General features: G+C 36.6%; 12 protein-coding genes. All 12 read left to right on the top strand.

Annotated features, from left to right (window positions below; translation table 11 throughout):
* Positions 1–17 precede the first annotated feature (17 nt).
* The 12 genes from BK577_RS18490 (at position 18) to rbfA (ending at position 15,009) form a co-directional block, all read left to right on the top strand.
* Positions 18–815, top strand: a complete 798-nt coding sequence (locus BK577_RS18490) for a phosphatidate cytidylyltransferase (RefSeq protein ID WP_078434320.1) — start codon at positions 18–20, stop codon at positions 813–815.
* Positions 816–856: 41 nt separating this feature from the next.
* The gene (dxr, locus tag BK577_RS18485; protein WP_078434319.1) at positions 857–2,008 is read left to right on the top strand and encodes a 1-deoxy-D-xylulose-5-phosphate reductoisomerase; all 1,152 of its coding nucleotides are present in this window, start codon (positions 857–859) and stop codon (positions 2,006–2,008) included.
* A gap of 15 nt (positions 2,009–2,023) precedes the next feature.
* Complete coding sequence (gene rseP / locus BK577_RS18480) at positions 2,024–3,283, top strand: RIP metalloprotease RseP (protein WP_078434318.1); 1,260 nt, start codon at positions 2,024–2,026, stop codon at positions 3,281–3,283.
* A 32-nt stretch (positions 3,284–3,315) separates the two neighbouring features.
* Positions 3,316–5,019, top strand: a complete 1,704-nt coding sequence (locus BK577_RS18475) for a proline--tRNA ligase (protein ID WP_078434317.1) — start codon at positions 3,316–3,318, stop codon at positions 5,017–5,019.
* Positions 5,020–5,182: 163 nt separating this feature from the next.
* Entirely contained in the window at positions 5,183–9,496 is a 4,314-nt protein-coding gene (locus tag BK577_RS18470; RefSeq protein ID WP_078434316.1) for a PolC-type DNA polymerase III, read from the top strand.
* A gap of 342 nt (positions 9,497–9,838) precedes the next feature.
* Positions 9,839–10,309: a ribosome maturation factor RimP gene (gene rimP / locus BK577_RS18465; RefSeq protein WP_078434315.1), complete on the top strand. Its 471-nt coding sequence runs from the start codon at positions 9,839–9,841 to the stop codon at positions 10,307–10,309.
* A gap of 121 nt (positions 10,310–10,430) precedes the next feature.
* Entirely contained in the window at positions 10,431–11,564 is a 1,134-nt protein-coding gene (gene nusA, locus BK577_RS18460; RefSeq protein ID WP_078434314.1) for a transcription termination factor NusA, read from the top strand.
* Positions 11,565–11,577: 13 nt separating this feature from the next.
* The gene (gene rnpM / locus BK577_RS18455) at positions 11,578–11,850 is read left to right on the top strand and encodes an RNase P modulator RnpM (RefSeq protein WP_078434313.1); all 273 of its coding nucleotides are present in this window, start codon (positions 11,578–11,580) and stop codon (positions 11,848–11,850) included.
* A 4-nt stretch (positions 11,851–11,854) separates the two neighbouring features.
* The gene (locus BK577_RS18450) at positions 11,855–12,160 is read left to right on the top strand and encodes a YlxQ family RNA-binding protein (protein WP_078434312.1); all 306 of its coding nucleotides are present in this window, start codon (positions 11,855–11,857) and stop codon (positions 12,158–12,160) included.
* Positions 12,161–12,179: 19 nt separating this feature from the next.
* Positions 12,180–14,360 carry a translation initiation factor IF-2 gene (gene infB / locus BK577_RS18445; protein ID WP_078434311.1) on the top strand — a complete coding sequence of 727 codons (2,181 nt, stop codon included), beginning with the start codon at positions 12,180–12,182 and terminating at the stop codon, positions 14,358–14,360.
* Positions 14,357–14,635 (top strand): DUF503 domain-containing protein, encoded by a 279-nt coding sequence (locus BK577_RS18440; protein ID WP_078434310.1) that lies wholly within the window; start codon positions 14,357–14,359, stop codon positions 14,633–14,635. The genes infB and BK577_RS18440 overlap by 4 nt, the downstream gene beginning before the upstream one ends.
* Before the next feature lie 17 nt (positions 14,636–14,652).
* On the top strand, positions 14,653–15,009 hold the full coding sequence (gene rbfA / locus BK577_RS18435; RefSeq protein ID WP_078434309.1) for a 30S ribosome-binding factor RbfA: 357 nt from the start codon (positions 14,653–14,655) through the stop codon (positions 15,007–15,009).
* Positions 15,010–15,075 lie beyond the last annotated feature (66 nt).

The following is a 15,075-nucleotide window of genomic DNA, read 5'->3' as shown; positions in this document are numbered from 1 at the left end:
GGTGATGAAGTAAAAAAATGAAACAACGAATTTTAACAGCTTTTATAGCTGCTGCTTTATTTCTTCCATTTGTTATTTACGGGAAACTGCCGTTTACGATATTTGTTTATTTGCTTGCGTCAATCGGATTATATGAATTATTACGAATGAAAAAAATATCGCTGGCAAGTTTTCCCGGGTTCATTAGTTTATTAATATTATGGGTTCTATTAATACCAAATTCTTATATATCATTAATAAATGATTTAATTTTCTCAAAAGCTGAATTTGCATTGCTCGGGCTTTTGTTACTTTTGACATATACAGTTCTGGCAAAAAATAAATTCACCTTTGATGACGTAGGATTTGTAGTAATCGCTGTATTTTATTTAGGTATTGGATTTTACTTTTTTATTGAGACAAGAAATATTGATTTAAATCATGTGTTTTATGCATTACTTTTAATATGGGTGACAGATTCAGGTGCATATTTTGTTGGACGATCATTGGGGAAAAATAAACTTTGGCCTGAAATAAGTCCAAATAAAACAATAGAGGGTGCACTAGGTGGCGTGGTATTTGCGGCTATTTTTGCATGTATCTATCAGTATTTTACAAACGTGTTTGATAATTATGTAATTGTTATAATTATGACCGTTTTCCTCTCAATTTTTGGACAAATAGGAGATCTTGTTGAATCTGCATTTAAGCGACACTATCAAGTAAAGGATTCAGGGACTATCCTCCCTGGACACGGAGGAATTCTTGATCGTTTTGACAGTTTATTATTTGTTTTACCTTTAATGCATTTTTTAAGTATCCTATTTAGTTTATAAGTCCAAGCAAACGTATTTCATTTTTGATTGGAAGTGACTTCGTGAAAAAAATTAGTCTTTTGGGTGCTACAGGATCAATAGGTTTACAAACATTGGATGTAATCAAAGCACACCCAGATCAATTTAAATTGATTTCCATGTCTTTTGGAAGCAATATCTCATCTGGAATTAACATTATTCGTCAATTTCAGCCGCGTTTTGTAGCTGTTAAGGATAAAGAAACATATGAAAAATTAAAATTAGAAATACCAAATGAAGAGGTAAAGATCGGTTATGGGCAGAACGCTCTAATACAAGCAGCTATTTTCGATGGAGTAGATTGTTTGGTTAATGCTGTTGTCGGTAGTGTTGGTCTGGTCCCTACATTAAAGGCAATCGAACACAAAATTACGATTGCCTTAGCAAACAAGGAAACTCTCGTAACAGCAGGTCATCTAGTAACAGAACATGCTAGAAAATATGGTGTTGATCTTTTACCAGTAGACAGTGAGCATTCAGCAATTTTTCAATGCCTCCAAGGTGAAAACCCCAAAAATATCGAAAGGCTGATTGTTACTGCTTCAGGAGGAAGTTTTCGTGATAAAACAAGAGAAGAACTAACAGATGTAACAGTGGAGCAAGCACTTAATCATCCTAACTGGTCAATGGGTGCAAAGATTACAATTGATTCTGCAACAATGATGAATAAGGGTTTAGAGGTTATAGAAGCTCATTGGCTTTTTGACATTCCTTATGAAAAAATAGATGTCTTATTACATAAAGAAAGTATCATTCATTCCTTGGTCGAATTTCAAGATCACAGTACTATTGCACAATTAGGAACACCTGATATGAGAGTTCCAATTCAATATGCTTTAACTTTCCCTAATCGATTTCAAGTGAAAAATTCGAAGAGACTGGAATTATGGGAAGTTGGGAAATTACACTTTGAAAAAGCAGACTTTAACAGATACAAATGCTTACAATTTGCCTATGATTCAGGTAAAATAGGTGGAACAATGCCAACGGTTCTAAATGCAGCAAATGAAGAGGCTGTAGCTGCATTTTTAAATGGGAAAATTAAGTTTCTTCAAATTGAGGAATTTATTGAAAGAGCAATGGATAAGCATGAGAACATCGCACATCCTGGGTTGGAGGAAATTCAGGAAGTTGATCAACAAACTCGAAATTTTGTACAAACATTAATCTCATAAAGGTGGTCATACAAAATGAATACAGTGATAGCGTTTGTTCTTATTTTCGGTGCTCTGGTTTTCTTTCATGAGCTCGGCCATTTAATACTTGCGAATCGAGCAGGCATCCTTTGTCGGGAATTCGCAATAGGCTTTGGTCCTAAGATATTATCCTTCAAGAAGAATGAAACAGTTTATACGATTCGTCTACTGCCAATTGGCGGTTTTGTCCGAATGGCTGGAGAAGATCCCGAGGTAATTGAAGTAAAGCCGGGTCATAATGTGGGCTTACTTTTTAATAAAGAAGAAATAGTAGAAAAAATCATATTAAATAACAAAGAAAAATATCCAAATGCTAGAATCATTGAAGTTGAAAATGTAGATTTGGAGCATAGCATGTTCATTTCGGGTTATGAGCATGGGGAAGATGAATTTTTAAAAAGGTTCGAAGTAAGTGAAACGTCTTATTTCATTGTGGATGGACAACAAACACAAATTGCTCCTTTTAACCGACAGTTCCAATCCAAGACGGTTGGTCAAAGGATTGCAGCAATTTTTGCTGGTCCCTTTATGAATTTCCTCCTGGCATTCGTTATTTTGTTTTCTCTTGGATTTATCCAAGGAGCGCCGGTTAATGAAGCCAAATTAGGTGAGTTAACATCAGATGGTTCCGCGAATAAAGCTGGACTACAAGAAGGGGATGTCATTCATTCGATTGAAGGAGAAGCAACTTCTACTTGGGAAAGTGTCGTTTCAATTATTCAGGAAAGTCCTGACAAGGAATTAACCTTTGAAGTTGAACGTGATGGTGAAATGTTAAGCTATGAAGTGATCCCTGAAGCAACAAAAGTAGGCGAGAATGTGATTGGGCGCATTGGTGCGTATAATCCTGTTGATAAATCTTTTGGAAGCTCCCTCAAATATGGATTTGTTGAAACATTTACTTGGACAAAAGAAATATTAATTAGTTTTGGGAAGCTTGTAACTGGTCAATTTTCAATCGATATGCTATCAGGACCTGTCGGTATTTATGACATGACAGATCAAGTTGCTGAGTCAGGTACTACGAACCTCTTAAGATGGGCTGCTCTGTTGAGTATTAATTTAGGTATTGTAAATTTATTACCTATTCCGGCCTTAGATGGTGGACGTTTATTATTTTTATTTATTGAAGCATTAAGAGGAAAGCCTATCGATCGACAAAAAGAAGGTATCGTTCATTTTATCGGTTTCTCGTTATTAATGCTGTTAATGTTAGTTGTGACGTGGAATGATATCCAACGCTTATTTCTATAAACAAAAGTTAATTTAAAATAGAGGTGCTCGTAATGAAACAAAGTATGACGTTTATTCCTACTCTTAGAGAAGTTCCGGCTGATGCTGAAGTGAAAAGCCATCAGCTTATGCTGAGAGCAGGATTTATTAGACAAAACACGAGTGGTGTATATAGCTACTTACCTTTAGCGCACAAAGTTCTGAAAAAAATCGAACAAATAGTACGTGAAGAAATGGACAAGGCAGGGGCTTCGGAATTATTAATGCCCGCTCTACAACAAAGTGAATTATGGCAAGAATCTGGACGTTGGTATTCCTACGGACCAGAATTAATGAGATTAAAAGATCGCCATAATAGGGAATTTGCACTTGGAGCTACTCATGAAGAAATGATTACAAGCCTTGTTAGAGATGAAGTAAAATCATATAAACGTCTTCCTTTGGCTTTATATCAAATTCAAACAAAATTTCGTGATGAAAAGCGTCCGCGATTTGGAGTATTACGAGGACGTGAATTTATTATGAAAGATGCATATACATTCCATGCAACAAATGAGAGTTTGGATGAAGGCTATCAAAAAATGTTTACAGCCTATCAGAATATCTTCTCGCGTTGTGGATTAGATTTTAGAGCAGTTATTGCTGATTCAGGTGCAATGGGTGGAACGGATACACATGAATTTATGGTTTTATCTGATATTGGGGAAGATACAATTGCCTATTCTGATACATCTCAGTATGCTGCAAACATCGAGATGGCACCTGTTATCACAACATATGAGAAAAGTAGTGAAGCATTTGTAGATCTAAAGAAAATTGAAACGCCAAACCAAAAAACGATTGAAGAGGTTTCTGGTTTTCTAGAAGTTTCAAAAGAAAAATGCATTAAATCAGTTTTATTCAAAGTTGACGAAAAATTTGTCCTTGTGCTTGTACGTGGTGATCATGAAGTAAATGATATTAAGGTTAAAAATGTATATGGAGCTTCTGTTGTTGAATTGGCAACTGCAGAGGAAACAAAAGAAGTGTTACATTGTACTCCGGGTTATGTCGGTCCAATTAATGTATCAGATCAAGTGGAAGTAATTGCAGATCACGCAGTTGCTTGTATTGTTAATGGTGTGTGCGGAGCAAACGAAGAGCCATTCCATTATACAGGTGTAAATATTGATCGTGATGCAACAGTGTCTCAATTTGTAGATCTTCGTTTTATCCAGGAAGGAGATGCTTCTCCTGACGGTGAGGGAACGATTAAATTTGCAAAGGGTATTGAAGTAGGTCATGTGTTTAAATTAGGAACTCGATATAGTAATGCTATGAATGCGACATTTTTAGATGAAAATGGCCGTTCTCAACCCATGATTATGGGCTGCTATGGAATTGGAGTATCAAGAACGTTAGCCGCAATTATTGAACAAAATAATGATGAAAATGGAATTTTGTGGCCGGATTCAGTATCTCCATTCCAATTACACATCATCCCAGTAAACGTAAAGAATGATACACAAAGGGATCTGGGGGAAACATTATACTCGAATTTCTCCCGAAACGGATATGAAGTGCTTCTAGACGATCGTCAAGAACGTGCAGGAGTAAAATTCGCAGATTCAGATCTTATCGGAATACCAGTGCGTATTACAGTGGGGAAAAAAGCTGATGAAGGCATTGTTGAAGTGAAACTTCGTAAAACTGGTGAATCATTTGAAGTATCAATAAATGATCTTCAAGTTAAAATAACCGAACTACTTGGAAACTAAAAAAGCTTACTCCTAAGTTAAAACCATGTTAAAATAATAAAATGACAAGAAGAGGCTGACTCGATTTAACAGGACTATTTCCTTTTAGGAATTGTCTAAAATGAGGCAGCCTCTTCAATTGTGAAAGAACAATCTCTATGCTTATTTGAGAGGGGGAACAAAAATGGATATGCAAGCAAACCAAGTTGATCGATTTCAACTTTTGCTTCAGCAAATAAATCTTACAGAGGATGCTGCAGTTGTCCATTTTAGAAATGGTTCAATTGCTCGTTTAACTGTTCATAAACAATCAAAGAAATGGCATTTCCATTTTCAGTTTGAAAAGATATTGCCCTTCAATGTATACCATTTATTTCATACAAAATTATCAAAAGCCTTTTCACATATAGCAGATGTTTCATTTAGTTTTGAAGCAAGAGACACTACTTTTGATGAAAAGTTAGTTCAAGATTATTGGTCAATTTGTATTCAGGAAATGGATGGGATTTCACCGCCAATGTTAGCACTGCTTAATGAACAAAAGCCCACTCTTCAAGGAGTGAAAGTCATTGTGAAAACGAAAACCGATACAGAAGCAATGACAATAAAGCGTAAATATGCTTCATTAATTCAGGAAAGCTTTCAACAGTTCGGCTTCCCGGCATTTCTATTAGATACGACAGTGGCCGTAACTGAAGAGGAAATTAAGCAATTTCAGGAGCAAAAGCTTCAAGAGGATAAGGCAAGAGGGCTTCAAGCTTTAACTGATATGGAAAACGCTGAGAAGGAAGAGTCAAGTCAGCCGGAGTTAACAGGTCCACTGACGATTGGTTATACAATAAAAGACGATGAAGAGATAAGAACAATGGCATCAATTGAGGATGAAGAGCGGAGAATTGCGATTCAAGGTTATGTATTTGATGCTGAGACAAAAGAGCTTCGAAGCGGTAGAACATTATTAACGTTCAAAATCACTGACTACACAAGCTCAATACTAGTCAAAATGTTTGCAAGAGATAAAGAAGATGCCGTATTGGTACAAGCAGTTAAAAAAGGCATGTGGCTGAAAGTACGTGGAAGTATTCAAAATGATACATTTGTCCGTGACCTAGTAATGATAGCAAATGATATTAATGAGATTTCTCCACAAGAAAGACAAGACCGTACTCCTGAAGGTGAAAAAAGAGTAGAGTTGCATTTGCATTCACCTATGAGTCAGATGGATGCTGTCACATCTATTAGCAAACATGTAGAGCAAGCGAAAAAATGGGGGCATACTGCAATTGCATTAACAGACCATGCTGTTGCACAATCATTCCCGGAAGCTTATTCAGCAGGAAAAAAGAATGGTATTAAAATTTTATACGGTGTCGAGATCAATTTAGTTGATGACGGAGTTCCTATTGCATATAACGATGATAACCGCTACTTGCCAGATGAAACATTTGTCGTATTTGATGTTGAAACAACTGGGCTTTCTGCTGTTTATGATACGATAATTGAGCTTGCTGCAGTTAAAGTACGTAATGGAGAAATTGTTGATCGATTTGAATCGTTTGCTAATCCACATCATCCTCTTTCGGCCACAACGATTGAACTAACCGGCATTACAGACGATATGGTAAGAGATGCTCCTAATGTTGATATCGTTTTACGGAAGTTTAAGGAATGGATTGGCCAGGACATTTTAGTTGCTCATAATGCCAGCTTTGATATGGGGTTTCTAAATGTAGGATACAAAAAGCTTCTAGGTGAAGAAAAAGCTAAAAATCCTGTTATAGATACTTTAGAGCTTGGTCGCTTTTTATATCCGGAACTGAAAAATCATCGTCTTAACACTCTTTGTAAGAGATTTGATATCGAGCTTACTCAACATCACCGTGCCATATATGATGCAGAAGCAACTGGCTACTTGTTAATAAAAATGTTGAAGGATGCTGCTGAAAAAGGAATTGAGTTCCATAATCAATTTAATGATAATATGGGAAAAGGCAATGCTTATCAACGTTCTCGCCCATACCACGCGACAGTACTTGCTCAAAATGAAACAGGGTTAAAGAATCTATTTAAATTAGTTTCAATTTCTCATCTTAATTATTTCTATCGTGTACCTCGTGTACCTCGTTCTCAATTAAATAAGTATCGCGAAGGTCTAATTATTGGATCGGCATGTGATAAGGGAGAGGTTTTTGAAGGGATGATGCAAAAATCTCCCGAGGAAGTTGAAGAAATAGCGGCCTATTACGATTATTTGGAAGTACACCCTTTGGATGTGTATAAGCATCTTATTGCACTTGACTACATTAAAGACGAGGCATCTCTGCAAGAGATTGTCACAAACATTGTTAAACTTGGAGAAAAACTTGAAAAACCTGTTGTTGCAACTGGAAATGTACATTATCTAAATCCAGTTGATAAAGTCTACCGAAAAATATTGGTGAGTTCTCAAGGTGGAGCCAATCCATTGAACCGCCATGAGCTGCCTGATGTTCACTTCCGCACAACAGATGAAATGCTTGAATGCTTTTCATTTCTAGGTAGTGAAAAAGCGAAACAAATTGTCATAGAAAATACAAATAAAATTGCTGATATGATTGAAGAAATAAAACCAATAAAGGATGACCTGTATACTCCGAAAATTGAGGGTGCTGATGAAGAAATCCGTGAAATGAGTTACTCAATGGCAAGAAGTATATATGGTGAAAACCTTCCAGAATTGGTAGAAGCCCGTTTAGAGAAAGAATTAAAAAGTATTATCGGACACGGTTTCGCGGTTATTTATTTAATTTCTCATAAGTTGGTAAAAAAATCTCTTGATGATGGATATCTAGTAGGTTCCCGTGGTTCTGTCGGTTCGTCCTTTGTGGCAACAATGACAGAAATTACTGAGGTTAACCCATTGCCCCCTCATTATGTTTGCCCTGAATGTCAGCATTCTGAATTTTTTAATGATGGATCAGTTGGTTCCGGATTCGATTTACCAAACAAAGAATGTCCGAAATGCGGGGCTCAATATACAAAAGATGGACATGATATACCGTTCGAAACTTTCCTTGGATTTAAAGGAGACAAGGTTCCCGATATTGATTTGAACTTCTCAGGTGAATATCAGCCAACAGCCCATAACTATACAAAAGTTCTCTTTGGTGAGGATAATGTCTTCCGTGCAGGTACGATAGGGACTGTTGCAGAAAAAACGGCTTATGGTTATGTGAAAGGGTATGCGAATGATCGTAATCTAATCTATCGTGGTGCTGAGGTTGATCGCCTAGTTCAAGGCTGTACCGGTGTAAAAAGAACAACAGGCCAACACCCCGGTGGAATTATCGTAGTACCTGATTATATGGATATATTTGATTTTTCACCAATTCAGTATCCTGCTGACGCAACAGGATCAGAATGGAGAACAACTCATTTTGATTTCCACTCCATCCACGATAACTTGTTAAAACTTGATATCCTTGGACACGATGATCCTACCGTTATTCGTATGCTTCAAGATTTAAGTGGTATTGATCCTAAGACCATTCCAACTGATGACCCTGAAGTTATGAAAATCTTTAGTGGTACGGAATCACTTGGTGTAACTGAGGAACAAATTATGTGTAAAACCGGAACCCTTGGAATACCGGAATTCGGAACTAGATTCGTCCGCCAAATGTTAGAAGATACAAAGCCGACAACATTTTCTGAATTAGTACAAATATCAGGTCTGTCACATGGAACGGATGTATGGCTTGGAAATGCGCAAGAACTTATTCATAACAAGACTTGTACACTAAGTGAAGTAATTGGTTGTCGTGATGACATTATGGTGTATTTAATTTATCAAGGTCTTGAACCATCATTTGCTTTTAAAATTATGGAATCTGTTCGTAAAGGTAAAGGGCTGACAGAAGAAATGGAAGAGGAAATGAAAAAAAATGAAGTCCCTTCATGGTATATTAACTCTTGCTTAAAGATCAAATATATGTTCCCTAAAGCCCATGCTGCTGCTTATGTATTAATGGCAGTTCGAATAGCTTATTTCAAGGTTCATTTACCACTTTTATATTATGCAGCTTACTTTACAGTTCGTGCTGATGACTTTGATATCGATACAATGGTAAAAGGTCCAACACCAATCCGTGCAAAAATTGAAGAAATTAATCTTAAAGGATTAGAAGCTTCACCAAAAGAGAAAAACCTTCTAACGGTGCTCGAGTTATCGTTGGAAATGTGTGAGAGAGGGTTCTCATTTCAAAAGGTTGATCTTTATCGTTCAAGTGCAGATGAGTTTATTATTGATGGTAACAGTTTAATACCACCATTTAATTCAATTCCCGGACTAGGAACAAACGCTGCAATAAACATTGTGAAAGCTAGAGGAGACGGTGAATTCCTCTCTAAAGAGGATTTACAGCAACGTGGAAAAGTGTCAAAAACCATCATTGAGTATCTTAATAACCATGGTTGCCTTGATGAGTTACCAGATCAAAATCAATTATCTTTATTTTAATCTGGCTTTTAGATTATTCATAGGTCGCTAACCGGTCGCTTTCGCTTTTCTAAATAATTTGCATAAAAAGTATGGTTATGTTATGCTTTTAATGGAAATGCTAGCGATAAGCAGAGGAAAAGAGTGGGGTAATCACCCACTCTTTCGTATTGTAATGGCCCTCGTCATTCGGATAGTATACTACATACCATTCCCTGCTCACAAGGCAGGGTTTTTCAGCAGCTAAAGGTGTTAACTGCTATTGTTCAAATGTAAAGTAGCGCAAATGAAGTCCCGCCTCGTAGTAAAAATGATGAGATATTTTAAACTTGGCAAAGCGCTTTTCTTACAAGGAGGAAAAGAATGAGCAAAAAAGTAACAGAAATCGTTGAACAATTAGTCTCACCTATATTAGAGGACATGAACCTTGAATTAGTTGATATTGAATTTGTAAAAGAAGGTTCTAATTGGTTTCTACGATTATTCATTGATTCTGAAACAGGTATTGATATTGAAGAATGTGGAATTGTAAGCGAGCGATTAAGTGAAAAGCTTGATGAATTAGATCCGATTCAGCATAACTACTTTTTAGAGGTTTCTTCACCTGGTGCCGAGAGACCATTAAAAAAAGAGTCTGATATTAAAAAAGCAATCGGAAAACAAGTCCACATCAAAACATATGAGCCTATCAATGGAGAAAAGGTTATTGAAGGTGTCTTAACTGATTTCGATGGTCAAACGCTTACAGTCACTGTAACGATTAAAACTAGAAAGAAACAAGTTGAAATCCCTTATAATAAAGTGGCTAAAGCTCGTCTTGCTGTCACCTTTTGAATATAGACAAGGAATAACCTTGGCTATTTATAACCTTACAATAGTCTCTTCTAAATTTCATGAAAGATGAGACAAAAGTAGTTTAACATGAAGCTTATTTTTTAAGGGGGAAGCCGTTAAAATGAGTAGTGAATTATTAGATGCCTTAACAATTTTAGAAAAGGAAAAAGGCATTAGCAAAGAAATTATTATTGAGGCAATTGAAGCGGCGTTAATTTCTGCATATAAGCGTAATTTCAATCAAGCTCAAAATGTCCGTGTTGATTTAAATCGTGAAACAGGAACTATGAAAGTGTTTGCCAGAAAAGATGTTGTTGATGAGGTTTATGATCCTCGTTTAGAAATTTCACTTGGTGAAGCACAAAGTATTAACCCGAACTATGTAGTGAATGATGTTATTGAAATGGAAGTAACTCCTAAAGACTTTGGCCGCATAGCAGCTCAAACTGCTAAACAGGTTGTGACTCAACGTGTAAGGGAAGCTGAACGCGGAGTTATTTATGGTGAGTTTATCGATCGTGAAGAAGATATCATGACAGGTATTGTTCAACGTATTGATAATAAGTTTATTTATGTAAGTTTAGGGAAAATTGAGGCACTCTTACCTGTGAGTGAACAAATGCCTAACGAAACATATCGACCACATGACCGGATTAAAGTATTTATTACAAAAGTTGAAAAAACAACAAAAGGGCCACAGATCTTCGTTTCACGAACACATCCGGGCTTACTTAAAAGATTGTTCGAAATTGAGGTTCCTGAAATATATGATGGTACAGTTGAGATCAAATCTGTATCCCGTGAAGCAGGTGACCGATCAAAAATTTCTGTTCATTCTGAAAATCCTGAAGTTGATCCCGTCGGCTCTTGTGTCGGCCCAAAAGGCCAACGTGTACAAGCGATTGTAAATGAGCTTAAAGGTGAAAAAATTGATATTGTCAAATGGTCTCAGGATCCTGTAGAGTTCGTTGCCAATGCACTTAGTCCGTCAAAAGTAGTCGAGGTGCTAGTTGATGAAGGAGAAAAAGCAACAACAGTCATTGTACCTGACTATCAACTATCATTAGCAATTGGAAAGCGGGGACAAAATGCTCGCTTAGCTGCAAAATTGACTGGATGGAAAATCGACATTAAGAGTGAATCTGATGCAGAAAAAGCAGGGATTTATCCAGTTCAAGCAAAAGAATCAATCTTGGATGTTGATGATGATGAACCGCTTTTGACAAGTGTTCAAGAACCTGAGCTTAGTGAATAAGAGGTGAAATCACATGAACAATCGCAAAATTCCTTTGCGTAAATGTGTAGCAACAGGAGAAATGAGAAGTAAGAAAGAGCTGGTCCGTGTTGTCCGGTCAAAGGAAGGCGATGTCTCTGTCGACTTAACCGGTAAAAAGAACGGACGAGGTGCTTACATCACTCTTGACAAAGAGAGCATCCAGCTTGCGAAAAAGAAAAATATTCTTGCCAATCATCTTAAAGCTAATGTAGATGAATCAATATATGAAGAGTTGATCCAATTGGCTGAGAAGGAGAAGCATTAAATAAATGAAACAGCAGCAACAATGGACGTCCTTATTGGGCTTAGCAAATCGAGCACGAAAAGTTATTTCGGGAGAGGAACTTGTTGTTAAAGAGATTAGACAACAAAAAGCTAAGCTTGTTCTTCTTTCACAAGATGCATCCGCTAATACAATGAAAAAGGTAACAGATAAATGTAAGTTTTATCAGGTCCCCTTTAAATTGGTTGAAGATCGCTACCTGTTAGGGCAAGCAATCGGGAAAGAAGCGAGAGTCGTTGTAGCGATAAATGATGCAGGCTTTGCTGCAAAGTTAAAAACCTTGCTCGATTAATATTCTTGGGGGTGAACGTATGTCAAAAATGAGAGTATATGAATACGCGAAACAAACGAATGTATCTAGCAAAGACATTATTACTACGTTGAAAGGAATGAACGTAGAAGTAAATAATCATATGTCAACAATTGAAAATGATGTTATTACAAAGCTTGATCAAAAATATAAAGCAACGAACAATGAAAGCACAAAAAATGAATCAACAAAGAAACCGGGGAAACAAGTGGATAATACAAATAATACAAATAATACAAATAATACAAATAAAACAAACAATACAAATAATGCACAAAAGCCTTCAAATAACAAAAAACAAACTCAAAATAATCAAAACAAAAAAGCAAATCAGCCTGGAAACAAGCCTTCTAATCAAAAAGGGAAAAAGAATAATAAAAAAAATAAAGGTAATCAAAGTTTTCAGCAACCTAAACCAAAGAAAGAACTACCAGAGAAAATTACGTTTTCAGGTAGCTTATCTGTTGGTGAGCTAGCTGGTGAACTTGGAAAAGAGCCTTCAGAGATTATTAAAAAACTTCTTTTATTAGGTACGATGGCTACAATTAACCAGGAGCTTGATAAAGATTCAATTGAATTAATTGCCGGTGAATACGGTGTAGAAGTTGAAGAAGAAATTGTGTTTGAAAAAACAGAATTTGAAAAATATGAAGAAGAAGATCGTGTGGAGGATCTTGAAATCCGTCCAGCAGTTGTAACAATTATGGGACACGTTGACCATGGTAAAACAACTCTTCTTGATTCTATAAGAAATACTAAAGTAACAGAAGGCGAAGCCGGTGGTATTACACAGCATATTGGTGCATACCAAATTGTTGCAAATGATCAAAAAATCACCTTTTTAGATACACCGGGTCACGCAGCTTTCACTACTATGCGTGCTCGAGGGGCTCAAATAACGGATATTACGATTTTAGTTGTAGCAGCTGATGATGGTGTTATGCCTCAAACAATTGAAGCAATAAACCATGCAAAAGCAGCGGAAGTACCGATCATTGTTGCAGTTAATAAAGTTGATAAACCAACAGCAAATCCTGATCGTGTTATGCAGGAATTAACAGAACATGGACTAGTACCGGAAGCATGGGGTGGAGATACTATCTTTGTACCTGTATCTGCATTAACTGGTGATGGTATCAATGATCTTCTGGAAATGATTTTATTAGTAACAGAAGTTGAAGAATTAAAAGCAAACCCTAACCGTCGTGCTACTGGAACAGTTATTGAAGCACAACTGGACAAAGGAAGAGGTTCAGTTGCTACACTTCTTGTTCAAAATGGTACACTAAAAGTTGGTGACCCTATCGTTGTTGGTAACACATTTGGTCGTGTTCGTGCGATGGTGAACGATCTTGGTCGCCGTGTAAAAGAAGCAGCACCTTCTACACCAGTTGAAATTACTGGTTTAAATGATGTTCCATTAGCTGGAGATCAGTTCATGGTATTTGAAGATGAAAAATCAGCACGTCAAGTAGGAGAGGCAAGAGCTCAGAAGAAACTTGATGAACAACGAAGTGAAGGGTCAAAACTAAGTCTTGACGACTTATTTGAGCAAATTAAGCAAGGCGAAATTAAAGATATTAATTTAATTGTTAAAGCTGATGTTCAAGGTTCTGTTGAGGCTTTAGCGGCCGCTTTACAAAAGATTGATGTTGAAGGTGTTAGAGTTAAAATCATTCACACTGGCGTTGGTGCCATCACTGAATCAGATATTATTTTGGCAGCAGCATCTAATGCAATTGTAATTGGCTTTAATGTACGACCAGATGCAGGTGCTAAGAAAACTGCTGACGTTGAAGAAGTGGATATCCGACTTCACCGTATCATTTACAAAGTAATAGAAGAAATTGAGTCTGCAATGAAAGGGATGCTTGATCCTGAATTTGAAGAAAAAATCATTGGTCAAGTAGAAGTACGTACAACTTTCAAAGTTTCTAAAATTGGGACAATTGCAGGCTGTTATGTAACAGAAGGGAAAATCACCCGAGACAGCGGAGTGCGCTTAATCCGTGACGGTATCGTTATTTTTGAAGGAGAAATTGATACACTTAAACGCTTCAAGGATGATGTCAAAGAAGTAGCAAGAAACTATGAGTGTGGTATTACAATTAAAAATTACAATGATGTCAAAGAAGGCGACGTTATTGAAGCATATGTTATGGAAGAAATTGAACGTAAATGATTGGATATGTTGATTGTGAATGTTTGATTTATGACTCACAGTCATTAAAAGATAAAAGAGCCGTTTTACAACGAGTTCTAACAAGAATCAAACAAAAGTACAATGTCTCTATTTCTGAAATAGATTATCAGGATACATGGCAACATACGAAATTTGGAATAGTAGCTATAAGCACATCTAAAGTGCAAACAGAGAAAGAATTGCAGCGTGTGTTACAATTTATTGATTCTTTTCCTGAAATAGAGAGAACAGTTACAATGTTTGAATGGTTTTAAGTTAAGAGGTGATTGACATGAGCTTAAGAGCAAACCGTGTCGGAGAACAAATGAAAAAAGAGCTAGGGGATATTATTGGTCGTAAAATTAAAGACCCTCGTATAGGCTTTGTTACTGTGACAGATGTAAATGTTTCCGGAGATTTACAAATTGCAAAAGTCTTCATATCTGTTTTAGGAGATGAAGAACAACGTCAAAATACGTTAAAAGGTCTAGCGAAAGCCAAAGGGTTTATCCGTTCAGAAATTGGCCAGCGAATTCGCCTGAGAAAAACACCGGAAATTCAATTTGAATTTGATGAATCGATTGATTATGGAAATCGAATTGAAACTCTTCTACATGAGTTAAATGCAGAGAATAAAGAGGAGGAATAACTCCTTTCAAAGGGATAGACACCTTCGTCTATCCCTTTTGTGTTGAATATCTGAAAGTCGGAGGTA

Source organism: Metabacillus halosaccharovorans (assembly GCF_002019635.1).
GTDB lineage: Bacteria > Bacillota > Bacilli > Bacillales > Bacillaceae > Metabacillus > Metabacillus halosaccharovorans.
This window is presented reverse-complemented; position numbering and strand designations above follow the sequence as displayed.

Bases quoted from the DNA above. Each gene is read 5' to 3' on its own strand.
- BK577_RS18490 (WP_078434320.1), top strand. From the start codon at position 18: ATGAAACAACGAATTTTAACAGCTTTTATAGCTGCTGCTTTATTTCTT.
- rseP (WP_078434318.1), top strand. From the start codon at position 2,024: ATGAATACAGTGATAGCGTTTGTTCTTATTTTCGGTGCTCTGGTTTTC.
- BK577_RS18475 (WP_078434317.1), top strand. From the start codon at position 3,316: ATGAAACAAAGTATGACGTTTATTCCTACTCTTAGAGAAGTTCCGGCT.
- BK577_RS18470 (WP_078434316.1), top strand. From the start codon at position 5,183: ATGGATATGCAAGCAAACCAAGTTGATCGATTTCAACTTTTGCTTCAG.
- rimP (WP_078434315.1), top strand. From the start codon at position 9,839: ATGAGCAAAAAAGTAACAGAAATCGTTGAACAATTAGTCTCACCTATA.
- nusA (WP_078434314.1), top strand. From the start codon at position 10,431: ATGAGTAGTGAATTATTAGATGCCTTAACAATTTTAGAAAAGGAAAAA.
- rnpM (WP_078434313.1), top strand. From the start codon at position 11,578: ATGAACAATCGCAAAATTCCTTTGCGTAAATGTGTAGCAACAGGAGAA.
- BK577_RS18450 (WP_078434312.1), top strand. From the start codon at position 11,855: ATGAAACAGCAGCAACAATGGACGTCCTTATTGGGCTTAGCAAATCGA.
- infB (WP_078434311.1), top strand. From the start codon at position 12,180: ATGTCAAAAATGAGAGTATATGAATACGCGAAACAAACGAATGTATCT.
- BK577_RS18440 (WP_078434310.1), top strand. From the start codon at position 14,357: ATGATTGGATATGTTGATTGTGAATGTTTGATTTATGACTCACAGTCA.
- rbfA (WP_078434309.1), top strand. From the start codon at position 14,653: ATGAGCTTAAGAGCAAACCGTGTCGGAGAACAAATGAAAAAAGAGCTA.